The 12,634-nt window shown below is 66.2% G+C and carries 13 protein-coding genes; 4 read left to right on the top strand and 9 right to left on the bottom strand.

The features are described from left to right. Positions 1-47 precede the first annotated feature (47 nt). Together ACWEOH_RS11085 and ACWEOH_RS11080 are read right to left on the bottom strand one after the other, a co-directional pair. The gene (locus tag ACWEOH_RS11085; RefSeq protein WP_452030890.1) at positions 48-1,784 is read right to left on the bottom strand and encodes a DNA/RNA helicase domain-containing protein; all 1,737 of its coding nucleotides are present in this window, start codon (positions 1,782-1,784) and stop codon (positions 48-50) included. Beyond that, the gene (locus ACWEOH_RS11080; protein WP_452030888.1) at positions 1,771-2,571 is read right to left on the bottom strand and encodes a nucleotide pyrophosphohydrolase; all 801 of its coding nucleotides are present in this window, start codon (positions 2,569-2,571) and stop codon (positions 1,771-1,773) included. Before ACWEOH_RS11080 ends, ACWEOH_RS11085 begins: the two co-directional genes overlap by 14 nt. Before the next feature lie 188 nt (positions 2,572-2,759). Between ACWEOH_RS11080 and ACWEOH_RS11075 the strand changes: the two genes are divergently transcribed. Beyond that, entirely contained in the window at positions 2,760-4,949 is a 2,190-nt protein-coding gene (locus ACWEOH_RS11075; protein ID WP_452030886.1) for a DUF262 domain-containing protein, read from the top strand. A gap of 118 nt (positions 4,950-5,067) precedes the next feature. On the opposite strand, the gene ACWEOH_RS11070 is transcribed toward ACWEOH_RS11075, so the two are convergent. Both ACWEOH_RS11070 and ACWEOH_RS11065 read right to left on the bottom strand, forming a co-directional pair. Continuing rightward, entirely contained in the window at positions 5,068-5,442 is a 375-nt protein-coding gene (locus ACWEOH_RS11070) for a PH domain-containing protein (protein ID WP_452030885.1), read from the bottom strand. Positions 5,443-5,584: 142 nt separating this feature from the next. Beyond that, positions 5,585-6,001 (bottom strand): DUF1761 domain-containing protein, encoded by a 417-nt coding sequence (locus ACWEOH_RS11065; RefSeq protein ID WP_452030883.1) that lies wholly within the window; start codon positions 5,999-6,001, stop codon positions 5,585-5,587. A gap of 197 nt (positions 6,002-6,198) precedes the next feature. Between ACWEOH_RS11065 and ACWEOH_RS11060 the strand changes: the two genes are divergently transcribed. The 3 genes from ACWEOH_RS11060 to ACWEOH_RS11050 all read left to right on the top strand — a co-directional run bounded on the left by ACWEOH_RS11060 (position 6,199) and on the right by ACWEOH_RS11050 (position 7,772). Beyond that, the gene (locus ACWEOH_RS11060; RefSeq protein WP_452030881.1) at positions 6,199-7,035 is read left to right on the top strand and encodes a helix-turn-helix domain-containing protein; all 837 of its coding nucleotides are present in this window, start codon (positions 6,199-6,201) and stop codon (positions 7,033-7,035) included. Positions 7,036-7,117: 82 nt separating this feature from the next. Next, positions 7,118-7,351, top strand: coding sequence for a FitA-like ribbon-helix-helix domain-containing protein (locus tag ACWEOH_RS11055; RefSeq protein ID WP_452030880.1), 234 nt, complete (start codon positions 7,118-7,120; stop codon positions 7,349-7,351). Next, positions 7,335-7,772: a type II toxin-antitoxin system VapC family toxin gene (locus ACWEOH_RS11050; RefSeq protein ID WP_452030878.1), complete on the top strand. Its 438-nt coding sequence runs from the start codon at positions 7,335-7,337 to the stop codon at positions 7,770-7,772. The genes ACWEOH_RS11055 and ACWEOH_RS11050 overlap by 17 nt, the downstream gene beginning before the upstream one ends. A gap of 132 nt (positions 7,773-7,904) precedes the next feature. Here ACWEOH_RS11050 and ACWEOH_RS11045 read toward each other — a convergent pair whose 3' ends face one another. The 5 genes from ACWEOH_RS11045 to ACWEOH_RS11025 all read right to left on the bottom strand — a co-directional run bounded on the left by ACWEOH_RS11045 (position 7,905) and on the right by ACWEOH_RS11025 (position 12,569). Beyond that, a complete protein-coding gene (locus ACWEOH_RS11045) occupies positions 7,905-8,339 on the bottom strand; it encodes a DUF1761 domain-containing protein (protein ID WP_452030876.1) in 435 nt (144 codons plus the stop codon). A 207-nt stretch (positions 8,340-8,546) separates the two neighbouring features. Next, positions 8,547-9,302, bottom strand: a complete 756-nt coding sequence (locus ACWEOH_RS11040; protein ID WP_452030874.1) for a DUF4082 domain-containing protein — start codon at positions 9,300-9,302, stop codon at positions 8,547-8,549. Between the two features lie 80 nt (positions 9,303-9,382). Continuing rightward, on the bottom strand, positions 9,383-10,657 hold the full coding sequence (locus ACWEOH_RS11035) for a hypothetical protein (protein WP_452030872.1): 1,275 nt from the start codon (positions 10,655-10,657) through the stop codon (positions 9,383-9,385). 137 nt (positions 10,658-10,794) lie between these two features. Further along, the gene (locus ACWEOH_RS11030) at positions 10,795-11,451 is read right to left on the bottom strand and encodes a response regulator transcription factor (RefSeq protein ID WP_452030870.1); all 657 of its coding nucleotides are present in this window, start codon (positions 11,449-11,451) and stop codon (positions 10,795-10,797) included. Beyond that, entirely contained in the window at positions 11,448-12,569 is a 1,122-nt protein-coding gene (locus ACWEOH_RS11025; RefSeq protein WP_452030869.1) for a sensor histidine kinase, read from the bottom strand. The genes ACWEOH_RS11030 and ACWEOH_RS11025 overlap by 4 nt, the downstream gene beginning before the upstream one ends. Positions 12,570-12,634 lie beyond the last annotated feature (65 nt).

Here is a 12,634-nt window from a genome sequence, read left to right as displayed (position 1 = left end):
CGCTGTGGGGTGAGCTCGGGCTGCCACTCCGGCGGCATCCCGGCACCTCAGACGGCAGGAGCATCGGAGGCTGGAAGCAACCGCTGCAGGTATGCGCGAAGGTCGGGGTCGCATGCGTACACGAAGGTGCCTCGCATCCCACGCGTAAGCAGAACGGCGTAGATGTTCACCACGAATTGCAGCAAATCGGCATCGTCGTACTTGATGCCGAGAGTGGGGTTGTTCTCTTTGCCCTTCGTGTCCTGGTACGAGTCACGGTGTACGTAAACGTGCCCGGTACTCGCGTCGAGCCGAATGTCAGCGCCGATGATGACGCCGGCATAGTTCAGGTCGTAACCCTGCACCGTGTGGATGGAGCCCACCTCATCGATCGATCCAGGTGAGTTGATCCAATCCACCGCGGTCCCATTCCATCGGAGCTGGACACCATCCAGCTCAATGTCGAACTTGGAGGGGTCTTTCCGGCTTTTCCACGGCCAGGCGTAACCGGCGACAAGACGGGAAAGACCGTGCTCCCCATCCATCCCGCGTATCGCGTCACGCATCTCTCGAAGGTCGTCGAACATCCGTAGGTCGTAGCCCGGGAAGCGCCTCGGCTCGTTTGCTTCAGCCCGAAGGAGCCGCCGCATGTAGTCGATGTAGTCAGCTCCTCCCGCGACTCGCATCTGAGACGAGAGCGGGTAGTGGCGGCCTACTCGCCGCGCCTCCTGCACGAGCGGGGTCAGAATACGGGCAGGAAGGTCCGCGGGTCGAACGCTCTGGGCCTCATCGAGCAGGAAGACCTGGTGCCGGCTCTTGGAGCGAATCCAATCCAGTTGTGTCTTCGAGAGATCGTCCCCGCCATAGAGCCGGATGTTGTTCTCCCTGAACTTCTTGTTCAGAACACCTGTCGGCTGATTGGCGCGCTGATTGAGGCGATGTGTCTCGTCAACCACGAGGAGGTCGAACTCCGCCCCAGCGGCGCCCACATCAAATGGAGTCATCACGAGGTGCTTGCCAAGGCCAGGAGTCTTGGCGAACACCTTCTCGATGGATTTGCGAAGCGACTGCTGGGGAACGACGATGCCGATCCGAAAGTCCTGAAGCAACTCCGCGTATCCCTCGGTGAAGAAGTCGGAGAAGAGGGAGTCTGTCTCAGGGCGGTCGTCGGGGTTCGAGTGCTGTATGTCGCGAAGCAGCTTCATCAAAAAGACGCCGACGATCGTCTTCCCCGTCCCGGGATCCCCTTGGACGACGATCGTGCTCCGACCGCCATTCTCCAAGTCCTCGAAGAGTCCCTCGAGGATGCCCTCCATCGCGACGGCCTGCTCCTGGTTGAGCGCCTTGAAGGGTGAGAGCTTGAAGAGGTCACTGTTCTCGATGTCCGGGATGTCGCGGGTGAACATTCCTGCCGCACGAAGCTGCTCGAAGATCTGGTCGAACGTGGCTCGGTACCGGACTCGGTCGTAATAGTCGGCGTCAGTGATGCCCTCATTGCGGTTCACGACCTTGTATTGCCCGTCGCCAGCGAAGAGGCGGATGAGGTACGACTCAAGGTCGAGGCAGACGGACTTATTGAAGGTCTCATCGATAACGACGCGGACTGCGTTGAGGTGCTGTTTTGATGCGGCGTCGAGGTGCTGCCGAAGTCGTCCGACTGCATTCAGCGTCTCACCGACATAGATGTCGCCCTCATTGTTGAGCGCATACACGACCGGCCAGTTCGCGTGTCGGCCATCAGGCTCAGTCCACGTCCTCACCGCCTGCTTCGAGAACGGGAAGTGTTCGATCCTAAAGTTCGTCATACTTCGCGCTCCGCCCACGCGATCGGTCGGCAGGATACTTCTTTCGCGTGATTTCGAGCTTCTCGAGGATGATCTGGTCGGCGTCTACTCCCAACTTGTCGGCGAGCAGAAGGCAATAGGTCATCACGTCCGCGAGTTCCTCGGCGATGCGTGCAGGGTCGGCCGAGCCATTCCATTGAAAACACTCGAGAAGCTCACCAGCTTCGATGCTGATGCTCTTGGCCAGATTCTCAGGAGAGTGGAACCTGTCCCAATCGCGCTCCGTGACAAACTCGCGGAGTGCGTCGCCAACGCGGGGCAGATCTATCTCGCGAGTTCGCTGTTCATGGTCCCGCACACGCGGCGCGGCCGTTCCCACCCCCTCGCGCTCGAGGATGCTCGAGACGATCTCGAGATCGCGATCTCGGTCACGATGGATCCGCCTCGCCTTTAGAGGAAACTCCGATGCTGAAATGACCACCAACCGCATACCGTGCTCTGGAATGAGACGCTTGCGCCGATCATCGTAGATCGCGCGCTGGATGCCGCGATGGACGCCAGACACCGTCACAACGTCCGGCTTGTCGAAGTACGGAGTCGACTCTGTGTGCTGAGACTCGGCGAACTCTACGACAAGGCCCTCAGCCTCCCAATATCCGTCGACCGGGAGTGCGACTCGTCGTCCAGTCGCAGGTGATGGGTCACCAAGCAACCACTCGAACCGATGCTGACGCGAGCACTTTGCACCAATGAGTTGATCGCAAAGATCGAGCACGTAATGCTCGTCGCTGTCTGCTCTTGCCCCCATGATCGGAAGCATATGAGTCACTCGAGCCATCTCGCGATGACCGCGCCCCTCCTTCCGGCTTTGGCGTTCCCGGATTTACCCTTCGCGGAGAAGTTCCGCATTCCGGCCCAGACACGTCGCCAGCCATTGACACCGTATGCTGGCGTTGTTGGCGGCACTGGCATGGTCGCCGCCATTAGTGTGTGACCGTGGAAGCACACCCGCGCAGTCCTCGTGCTCTGTTCGAAGGCAAAGAACACTACGAAATCCCGGCCTTCCAGCGTCCTTACGTGTGGAATGAGGAAGACCAGTGGGCTCCACTCTGGGGCGACGTCGTTCGCGTTGCCGAGAGTTACATCAAGGCGAAAGAGTCCGACTCAGAACCGTCGATTCCGCACCACTTCCTGGGCGCAGTGGTCTATGAGTCCCGACCACCGGTCGCAGGGGACGTGACGCGCCACGATGTTATCGACGGCCAACAACGGATGACCACTCTGCAGCTCCTGATCGATGCAGTCCAAGAGGAGGTCAGCGCGCACGGCCACGACATCATGGCCGAAGCGCTCGAAGACCTGATTCTCAATCGGTCTGCGGCCTTCAGGGGCAAGCGTGAACGCTTCAAGCTTTGGCCCTCCCAGGCCGATCGTGAGGCGTTCGAACACGCCATGGATCCACGTCAGGACTGGCAGTCGGGTGAGCACCGAATCAGAGAAGCGCATGCCTTCTTTCGGCGAGAAGCGGCGGCGTGGCTGCAGGGACGCCCCGACGATGACGGCGTGCTCCCACCCGGATCGGAAGCGCTGCGAGTTGAGGCCCTCAGTTCGACGCTTCAAGATCGCCTCGTTCTGATAGCGATCGATCTCACGGGCCACGACGATTCGCAACTCATCTTCGAAACGCTCAACGATCGTGGGACCCCCCTGCTAAAGGCGGACCTCATCAAGAATTGGATCTTCCGTAAAGGGTCCCTGCTCGGTGCTGACGTCGAGCGGTGGGCTGAGACCTACTGGCAGGACTTCGACACGGTTTGGTGGCGTGAGGAGATCCGACAGGGCAGGCTCACAAGATCGCGCGTCGACATCTTCCTGCAGTACTGGCTGACGATGCGCCTCCAGGTCGAACTGAAGGCAGAGGACGTGTTCCGGGGGTTCGCCACCTTCGCCGACAAGCGGATGACGAATGCCGCAGCTGCGGACGACCTGCTGCGGACACTGAAATCCGATGCCGATACCTATCGCAGCTTCGCTCAACTCGACGATACGACGCCCGAGGGCCTGTTCTACAGCCGCGTCATCGAGACCATGGAACTTGCCGCGACGACACCCGTCTTCCTCTGGTTCCTCTCCAGAAATCACAACGTTCCGGCCGACCAACGTCAACGCGGCATCGAGGCGCTCGAGAGCTGGGCCATTCGTCGGACGCTTCTTCGCTTGACCACAAAGGACGTCAACAAGTTCATGGTCGCTGTACTCAGAGTGCTGAGCGAATCCGACGCATCCGCGGCGGGAGAGGCTCTCTTTGCATTTCTGTCCGCTCAGACTGCGGAAACGCGGTACTGGCCAACCAACAGTGACATGGTGACCACCCTTCCCGGGAGCAGGATCTACGGGAACATCCGGCAGTGGCGCCTTCGAGTGATCTTGGGCGCGGTAGAAGACCAGTTGAGGGCGCAGAGCACAATGCATGAGACCCTTTCGGTGCCGAAGGGGCTGGAAATCGAACACATCATGCCGCAGGGCTGGCGTACACACTGGGACTCCGAGCCAAAGCTTCTCCCAGAGGAGGCAGCGCGACGCGATCTCCTCGTCAACACCCTGGGGAACCTGACCCTCGTGACCAAGTCGCTGAACGGATCCCTTTCAAATCGGCCGTGGACGGACTCCGCCGCAGTTGGGCTCGCCGAGGGCGGTGAAGCTGGCAGAGGCAAGCGCTCCTTGCTCGACAAGTTCAGCCTTCTGGTCCTCAATAAATCCCTGCTCGACGGTCACGATGATTCATGGACGGAGACCGACATTCAAGATCGCTCCCTGTCGCTCATCAAGAGCATTAGTCAGATCTGGCCAGGACCCGCAGAGGAACTCAGGCCAGCACCGGGTGCGGAAGCAAGACCCCGCGGCCTCCGCCTTGCGGACCTCACTGACCTTGACGCTGTCGATGCTGCAATCGGCGAATTCGATCGAATAGGTCGGGAGGCATTCCTCGCCTGCTACGGATTCGGCGAAGCACGCGAGTACTTTCTCGTCACCGAAACCGGACGATACGACTCCAAGGCCATCTTTGCGGCCGCATGGAAGAACCAGCACGGCGAGGCGCTAAAGCCTGCCGACTTCTCCGGAGGCATCTACGGGGCCGCTCAAAGACTTGCCGACCTCGGATATGTCATCGACGGAATCGACTAGGAAGCTTGCCGCCCACGATGTCGAACCCGGACGCGAAGACGTGCGAGGTCCATCGGCGTTCTGCCCGTGATGGAGGCTGCGCAAACAGCGAGAGAGCAGGGCTCGGGCCGCGCTGCCGTTAGCGCTGAAGCACAGCCCAAGCCAGCAGGCTGTCGATGCGACGGATGTCAGCGCCCTTCGTGAGCTTCACCTTGATGTGTCCGGCTCGCGTCCAAAGCTCGACTTCTGCGTCGCGATCGAGCATTCCACCGGCGTTCTCGGTCGACCACATGTTGATCGCGCTGTACGGAAGCGAGTGGATCTCCACCTTCTTCCCCGTGATGCCCTGCGCGTCGCGCACGATCAGTCGCTTGGTGGTGAACGTCGCGGAGTCCCGGAACGTCTTGAACGAAGCGACGGCCTGCTCACCCTCGACGAGCAACGGGTTCACATCGGCGGGCACGGGGATCTCATTCTGGAGCGTCCACGCGAGGATCGGTGCAGTCTCGGGCATGAATTGCCTTTCTCGTCAGGCTGGCGCCCGCATTTCGGGCACGAACTCGCAGCCTACTGAACGCCATTCGCCTCGCACGTGAACGCGCGGCGGGTGGGGTCGCGGAGCTGGATCGACGATGACCGCGCCGCGGCATCCGTCGTCAACCCATGACCACCACAATCGCGGTCACGATGCCGATGCCCACGACGTGGTAGCCGCCGGTCACCACGCCATAGACGAACGGATGCCGCATGCTCGGCGTCATGGCGTTCGTCACCGAGACCGCGGCCGCGATGCCGACCCCCAGCGCGATGGTGAAGAGGGCGCCGTCCCAGAGGCCGTCGAGGTCGACCGCCTCCTCCAGCCACGCGGTCGCCACCGCGATGGCGATGCTGCTCACGAGCGGCACGACGTAGTACGACGTCGGGAACCGCTCGCCCGCTCGACGTTCGTGGCCGACCGCTCGGTCCCAGACGCGTCCGAACAGCGGCGAGAACCACAGGGAACCGAGCACGAAGTAGGCGAGGGCGCCGAGCGCCGCCGCCCACCAGTTCACGGCACCGAATGCCTCGATCATCGAATCCTCCTCGCCGTCGACGGTTCGGCGGCCTTCCCGCAGCGGATGTGTCGATCATCACCGAGGGCGGTGTTGCACGTCTTGAAGAAATGCGACCGCCAGATCGCCAGAATGGGCGTATGCCGCAGACCACGCCGGCACCCATTCCCGCTGCCATTCCCGCGAGGCATCCGATCCGCCCCGATGAGCGGTCCGGTATGCTGCATCCGCGCAACGCCGAGCGGTTCGCCGCGACCTGGCTCGACCCGCACCCCTCCGTCGCCGACGTGGTCGACACCTACTGGCACGTGACGTGGGCGCTGCCGCCGGGCGAACGCATCGACCAGCGCATCATCGACCAGCCCGCGGTCACCCTCACGCTCGAGTCGGGTGACGTGCCCGCACCCCTCGTCATCACCGGCGTGCAGCGGGGCGCCTGGCGGCGACGGATCACCGGTTCCGGATCGGTCTTCGCGATCCGGCTCCGCCCGGCCGGGCTCGGCGTCGTCAGCGACCTCGAGGTACGCGAGCTCGCGGATGCCACGACTCCGGTCACCCGGGCGCTCGACGCTCGCGTGCACCGCCTGCTCACGACGATCGAACCGGCAACGGATGCCACGGCGCGGGCGTTGGCGGCCGACGCCGCTATCGGGGCCCTCCTCCAAGGACGACCCCTCGATGCTGAGCAGGAGCTCGCGAACGCGGTGCTCGTGGAACTCGTCGCCCGCGTGCGCCGCCGCACCGGCACGACACTCGCCGCACGATTCGGCGTCAGTGACCGCGCCGTGCAGCGCGCGCTCGCCCGCACCATCGGCCACGGCCCGAAGTGGGTCGCCCGCCGGGTCCGCCTCCAAGAGGTCGCGCGTGTGCTCTCGACGGATGCCGCGGTGGAACTCGCCGATCTCGCCGTGCGCCTCGGGTACGCCGACCAGGCGCACCTCGGCAACGACTTCCGCTCCGTGGTCGGCCTCACGCCGGGCGCCTACCAGCGGTCGGTGCGGGATGCGGCCGCGGCCGCGGCGGCGAGCCAGAACGAGAGCGCCGGACGCGGGTGATTCGCCCATCTGCAAGCAATCTGCATGCAATCTGCATGCAGATCTGCATGCAATCTGCATGCGCCGCAGCTATACTGACGGCATGCCCGTCACGATCACCGTCCGCGCCGTTCCCGACGAGGTGCGCGACGTGCTTGCGGCCCGAGCGGCCCTGGCCGGCAAGTCATTGCAGGAGTACCTGAGCGCCGAGCTCGAGGCGCTTGCGTCCAGGCCGAGCGTGCTCGAGGCGATCATGCGGGCACGGGCACGCGCCCGCACCTATCCGCCGGTCGGCCCGGCCGACCTCATGGCCGACCTCGATGCCGACCGCCGCTGAGCGCGGGCAGCGTCGAGCGGATGTCCCGGCACCACTCGTCGTCGACGCGTCCGCCGTCGTGACGCTGCTCATCGATCCTGGCCCTGCAGGGGATGCCGTGGCGGCGCGCATGCGCCACGCAACCCTTCTCGCTCCCGCGCTGATGCCCTTCGAAGTCGCGAACCTGCTTCGACGTCGGCGCGACGCCGGTCTCCTCTCGGGCGCGGAGGCCGACCTCGCTCACGCGGAGCTCATCGACCTGCCGATCGACCTCTGGCCCTGGCTGGCGATCGCCGCTCGCGCATGGGAACTCGGCGCCAACCTCTCGAGCTACGACGCCGCATACGTTGCCCTGGCCGAGCAGACGGATGCCCCGCTCCTCACGCGCGACGCCAGGCTCGCGTCAGCGCCGGGTATCCGTGCTCGCGTCGAGTTGGTCTGACCCAGACGTGCCGAAGTACCGAAGTACCGAAGTACCGCACCTTCACGCACGTGCAACATTGCCCAGGCGCTCGCTGCGGGGCCGGCCGAACACTGAATTTGGATGCGAGGTGACCGGAGCGTCGACCGCGACTCAGACGGTGCCGGCCGGCGGCCACACCCCGATGATCAGCCCCATGATGATGACCGTCACGAGCTCGTGCGCGATGTTGAGCCCGGTCAGCGCCCACGGGCGACCCTCGAAGGCGTCGTGGGTGATGAACCTGGCGGCCGTGAAGCCCGCCCAGAGGATCAGCGCCGTGAGGACCGCCGAGAAGAGGTAGCTGCCGCCGTAGAAGTGCCACGCGATCGTCGAGGCGCCGGCGAGCACCCAGGCCGTGATGAAGCTGACGAGCACCGTCACGATGATCGGCATCACTGCGCTGGCGCCCGGCCGATCCATGTCGACGTTCGCGAGCTTCGCCCACCGCGTTCCGAAGACGCCTCGCGCGTACCAGATCGAGCCGATGAGCATGCTCGACGCCGTCGCCAGCAGCACCGCCCAGTAGTTGATCTCGGGGACCGTCATGACTGCCTCCTTCTCGCTGCGGGCCGAGCCGCATCCGCTGGCGGCACACACGTCGCGGTGTCCGCTGCGCGAGAGCGTACTCCCGCCCGGGGACCTTCCGACGGGAGCGCGCCGGATGCCGCGCCGGGGCGCGTCCGCGGCGTACGGCGTGGAACTCGTCTGACGGGTTCCCGTCGATGCGACCTGGCCGAACCGGCGGCCGCTCACCTATCCGGCGACGGATGCCACCCAGGCTTGCAGCTCACCGATCGAGATGCCCGTCTTTATGTGACCCTTGCCGAGCTTCGCCGCGGCGATGATCTGCTCGGCGGAGCATCCGCCGGTGTCCGCGAGCGTGTATGCCACCGTGCCGGTGCCGTCGAGGAATCCGTCGACCGTCGGCGACCAGAACTGGTTCTTCTTCAGCTTCGCCGGGCCTGGCGAGAAGGTCGTGCCGGCGCACTGGTCGGCGGAGTCCGCGACACCATCGGCGTCTCCATCGGTCTCGATCACCAGGCGGAACGTCTGGTCGCCGAGCCCGAAGCCGTTCTCGTTGTACTGGGCTCCGCCTGAGTAGTCGCTGAAGTTGTCCGCGAGGTTCACCCCCGAATTGCACGTTCCGTTGGCGATCTCGAACGCGTACACCTGGCCTTCGACGACCGGGACCGGGACGTCGAGCGTGAAGCTCTGCAGGCCGGGCGTCGCGGAAGAGGCGTGGAAGGTCACGTCCTGAGCTGCGAGGATCGCACCACTGGGGCCGTCGGCGCGCACGCGCAGCTCGGTGGTGTGGTCATTGAACACGAGCCAGGTCCAGTACCCGACCTCGGTGAGGGCGCCGGTAGCCGTCGCCGTGAACGTCTGTCCGAGCGGGACTCCCGTGTTGCCGCACCCGCCCTGCCGCATCGTCGGCGGATGCTCGATGACGACTTCGTCGGCGAATGCGGGCGATGCCGCCCCGAAGGCCACAAGGGCAGTGGTGAGCATCGCGGCGGCGGCGATCCGGACTCGGGTTGACGTTCTTGCACGCACGCGCGCTCCACTCGTCGGGCCGGGTCACGTGGATGCTACCCGGTCGGGACTCGCGGAGTCCTCCCCCAATGGACGGGCCACGGATCCTGCTGTCGGAACGCGTCGAGATCACTCCGCGCCAGGAGCAGCGACTCGCTCGCGAGGAATGCGGCACGCTGGGCCATCGCGATCACCTGCGCTCGGCGATCCAGGTCCATCGTCGTGATCGTCGCGCCGAAGCCGCTGAGGTAGTGGCTGAGATCGGTCCGGATGCGCTCGGCCTCGGCCAGTCGCGTGAGGGCCTCGGCGCCGATCCGGCCCGGGTGGCCGGCGATGGCATCGCGGGCGACATCGAGCTCGCGGTCCGCCTGCGTGATCGCACGACGGACGTGGTCCACGAGCACGATCGGACCGGCCGCGCGCTCGCGGGCCGCTCCGATCGCGGCATCCAGCGTCGCACGCGCTTCGCGCAGTCGGCTCAGGTGGGCGAACGGATTTGTGATGACGCCGACCGGCGGGATGTCACGGAGGGCCGCCTGCAGGTCGGCAATCGCGTTCGCAACGGGGCGCGAGTGGGGCTCCTCGAGCGCAGCCGCGAGCGCGCGGCGGGATTCCTCCACGATCGCCGCTAGCTCGGACTCCGCCCGCAACGCCTCGACCTCGAAGGCCTCCACGGCGTCGAGCAGTGCCGCGGCCCGACGCACCGAGACGACGGATGCCTCGAGCGCGACGAGCGACTGCTCGCGATGCCCGGCGTGCCGCCGTCGCTCGGCCACGCCGACGCTGTGCTCGGCGAATCCGAGCAGCTGCTCCGCCTCGGCAGGGTTGGACTCCACACCTGCGAGCGCCTCGCGCGCATAGCGCACGGCCAATCGGTCGATGGTGTCGCGGGCCTGCGGGAGACGAGAGCACTGGCGCTCGACGTCGGCTCGAACGCCGGCGATGACCTCGGGCGCATGCCGCGACCGAGTGATCCCAGCGGCGAGGCCGGAGAGGTGCTCGTCGAGCACGTGCTCGGCCTCCTGGCACAGGAGGACGATCCGGGCATTGCGGGCGAGCACGTCCTCAGCGGTGCCGCGGAACGGATCGTGATTGGTCCGGTTCAACCGGAACGCGTCACCGAGCAGCTGTCGCGCTGACACGATCGCCTGCCGCAACCCCTCGGTCGCGTCGAATCCGAGCTCCGCCTCGGCGAAGTCGAGCTCGTCGGCGGCGAGGCGGATGCGCTCATCGGCCGCGACCAGCGCCGATCCGGCCCGCTTCGCCACGTCGGCGTCGTGGACCTCGAGTTCCTGCGCACCGCGTCGGCGCCTGACCCAGAACCCGGCCATGCTCCATCATAAAGTTCGGGGCCCGTCATGAGGCAGGCCCCCGACCGGACTCCCAGCCGTTTCAGGCCGCAGTGCCACCTATGGGGGGCGCGCTGCCGACGAATCCGAGCGCTCCGCGGCATCCGATCTGATGGCCGCTACGGACGCAACCCCGCGTCGTAAGCCGTAACGATCGCGGCAGCCCGGTCGCGCGCGCCGAGCTTCATGAAGATCGCCGAGACGTGCGACTTCACCGTGCGCTCTCCCACGTGCAGCTGCGCCGCGATCTCGCGGTTGTTCGCCCCGCGGCAGATGCGGCGCAGCACCTCGAGCTCGCGTGGCGTCAGCTGCTCGAGGGCACGGCTCGCCGCCGGAGACGCCGGCGCGCGGTCCTTCGCCCGCGCCAGCACCCGGGGAAGCACCCGTGGGTCCAGCCAGGCTCCCCCGGCGGCGACCGCACGCACCGCCGCGATCAGGTCCTCTGCCGGACTGTCCTTGAGCACGAAGCCCGCGGCCCCGGCCGTCAGCGCTCCCCAGAGCACCGCATCGTCGTCGAACGTCGTGAGGGCGAGCACGGGCGGGGACGCCGAGACGGCTCGCAGCTGCCGCGTCGCCTGGGGGCCGTCCATACGCGGCATCCGCACATCCATCAGCACGAGGTCGGGGTGGTGCGCGCGAACGGCCGGCAGCACGCCCGTGCCGTCGGCGCATTCGGCGACCACCGAGAGGTCGGGTTCGGCACCCAGGATGAGCGCGAGGCCGGCTCGCACCATGGCCTGGTCGTCGACGAGCAGGAGCCGAAGCGGCGCAGTCACGCGGCACCCCCGAGGGGAAGCCGGCACTCCACGACCCACGAGTCGCCTTCGGGCCCGCTGCTGACCTCGCCGCCGAGCGAGGCGGCCTGCTCCCGCAGCCCGACGAGTCCGTAGCCGACGAGTCCGGAGCCGTCTGGGCCGGCATCCGTCGAGCCCGGAAGGAACTCGTTCGAGACGCGAGCGACGACGGCGTGATGGTCGATCCCGACCTCCACCGTGGCCGACGCCCCGGGAGCACTGTGCCGAGCGGCGTTGGCGAGCGCCTCCTGCACCACCCGGTAGAGCGTGAGCCGCACCGGCAGTGAAAGGGGTTCCGCGGTGCCGTCGACCCTCAGCTCCACGGGAAGCCCGGCCGAACGATAGGTCGTGACGAGTCGTTCGAGGTCCAAGGATCCCGCCTCGGACTCGTCGTCATCCCGGAGCATCCCGACGGCCCCGCGAATGGCGTCGAGACTCTCGCGCGACACCCGTTCGGCCTCCATGAGGGCCGCCTCGGCGGCATCCGGATCCGACCGCAGCAGACGACGCGCCCCGCCGACGTGGAGCACGACGACCGTCAGTGAATGCGCGACGAGGTCGTGCACGTCGCGGGCGATCCGATGCCGCTCCTCGCGCGCAGCGGCATCCGCCAGCTCCCCCTCGGCCGCGCGCAGTTCGTCGGTCAACCGCGTGGCGCGTCGCAGGAGCACGCCCACGAGCACGCTGAACGCGCCGCCGAACGCGAAGTAGACAGCGCCGATGTCCCATTCGACCCCGAACAGGAACGGCACGAACGGAATCGCCATGACGACCACGGTGACCGTGCCGAGCAGCCAGCGGTCGTCGGACCTGCTGGCCAGCCGGCTGGCGGCCGCGAAGCTCACGAAGAGCGCCGCGCCGATCTCGGAGAGCGCGATGACCGGGACCACCGGGACGATCGCGAGGGTCACGAAGGCGAGCTGGGGGAGTTCGTCGCCGAACACGAGCAGGGCCCAGGGCACCAGGGCGACCAGCATCGCCACCACGACCACGGGGTCGAACTGCGCACCGACCACGGCCAGCACCGCGGCGACGAGGGCGATCCCGGCGTAGACGAGGTCGGTGACCCGTGAACCCGCCCCGACTGAAGCCCGCATCATGCGTCGCTCCTCTCGGCTTTCGCCTCAACGAAACCGTATCGGACGGGTCCGCGCCTCGTCCCGTG

Source organism: Agromyces sp. NPDC004153 (genome assembly GCF_053603635.1).
The sequence above is the reverse complement of the archived record's forward strand: the minus strand, read 5'-3'. Positions and strand labels throughout refer to the sequence as shown.

Bases quoted from the DNA above. Each gene is read 5' to 3' on its own strand.
- ACWEOH_RS11085 (WP_452030890.1), bottom strand. From the start codon at position 1,784: ATGACGAACTTTAGGATCGAACACTTCCCGTTCTCGAAGCAGGCGGTG.
- ACWEOH_RS11080 (WP_452030888.1), bottom strand. From the start codon at position 2,571: ATGGGGGCAAGAGCAGACAGCGACGAGCATTACGTGCTCGATCTTTGC.
- ACWEOH_RS11070 (WP_452030885.1), bottom strand. From the start codon at position 5,442: ATGCCCGAGACTGCACCGATCCTCGCGTGGACGCTCCAGAATGAGATC.
- ACWEOH_RS11065 (WP_452030883.1), bottom strand. From the start codon at position 6,001: ATGATCGAGGCATTCGGTGCCGTGAACTGGTGGGCGGCGGCGCTCGGC.
- ACWEOH_RS11060 (WP_452030881.1), top strand. From the start codon at position 6,199: ATGCTGCATCCGCGCAACGCCGAGCGGTTCGCCGCGACCTGGCTCGAC.
- ACWEOH_RS11055 (WP_452030880.1), top strand. From the start codon at position 7,118: ATGCCCGTCACGATCACCGTCCGCGCCGTTCCCGACGAGGTGCGCGAC.
- ACWEOH_RS11050 (WP_452030878.1), top strand. From the start codon at position 7,335: ATGCCGACCGCCGCTGAGCGCGGGCAGCGTCGAGCGGATGTCCCGGCA.
- ACWEOH_RS11045 (WP_452030876.1), bottom strand. From the start codon at position 8,339: ATGACGGTCCCCGAGATCAACTACTGGGCGGTGCTGCTGGCGACGGCG.
- ACWEOH_RS11040 (WP_452030874.1), bottom strand. From the start codon at position 9,302: ATGCTCACCACTGCCCTTGTGGCCTTCGGGGCGGCATCGCCCGCATTC.
- ACWEOH_RS11035 (WP_452030872.1), bottom strand. From the start codon at position 10,657: ATGGCCGGGTTCTGGGTCAGGCGCCGACGCGGTGCGCAGGAACTCGAG.
- ACWEOH_RS11025 (WP_452030869.1), bottom strand. From the start codon at position 12,569: ATGATGCGGGCTTCAGTCGGGGCGGGTTCACGGGTCACCGACCTCGTC.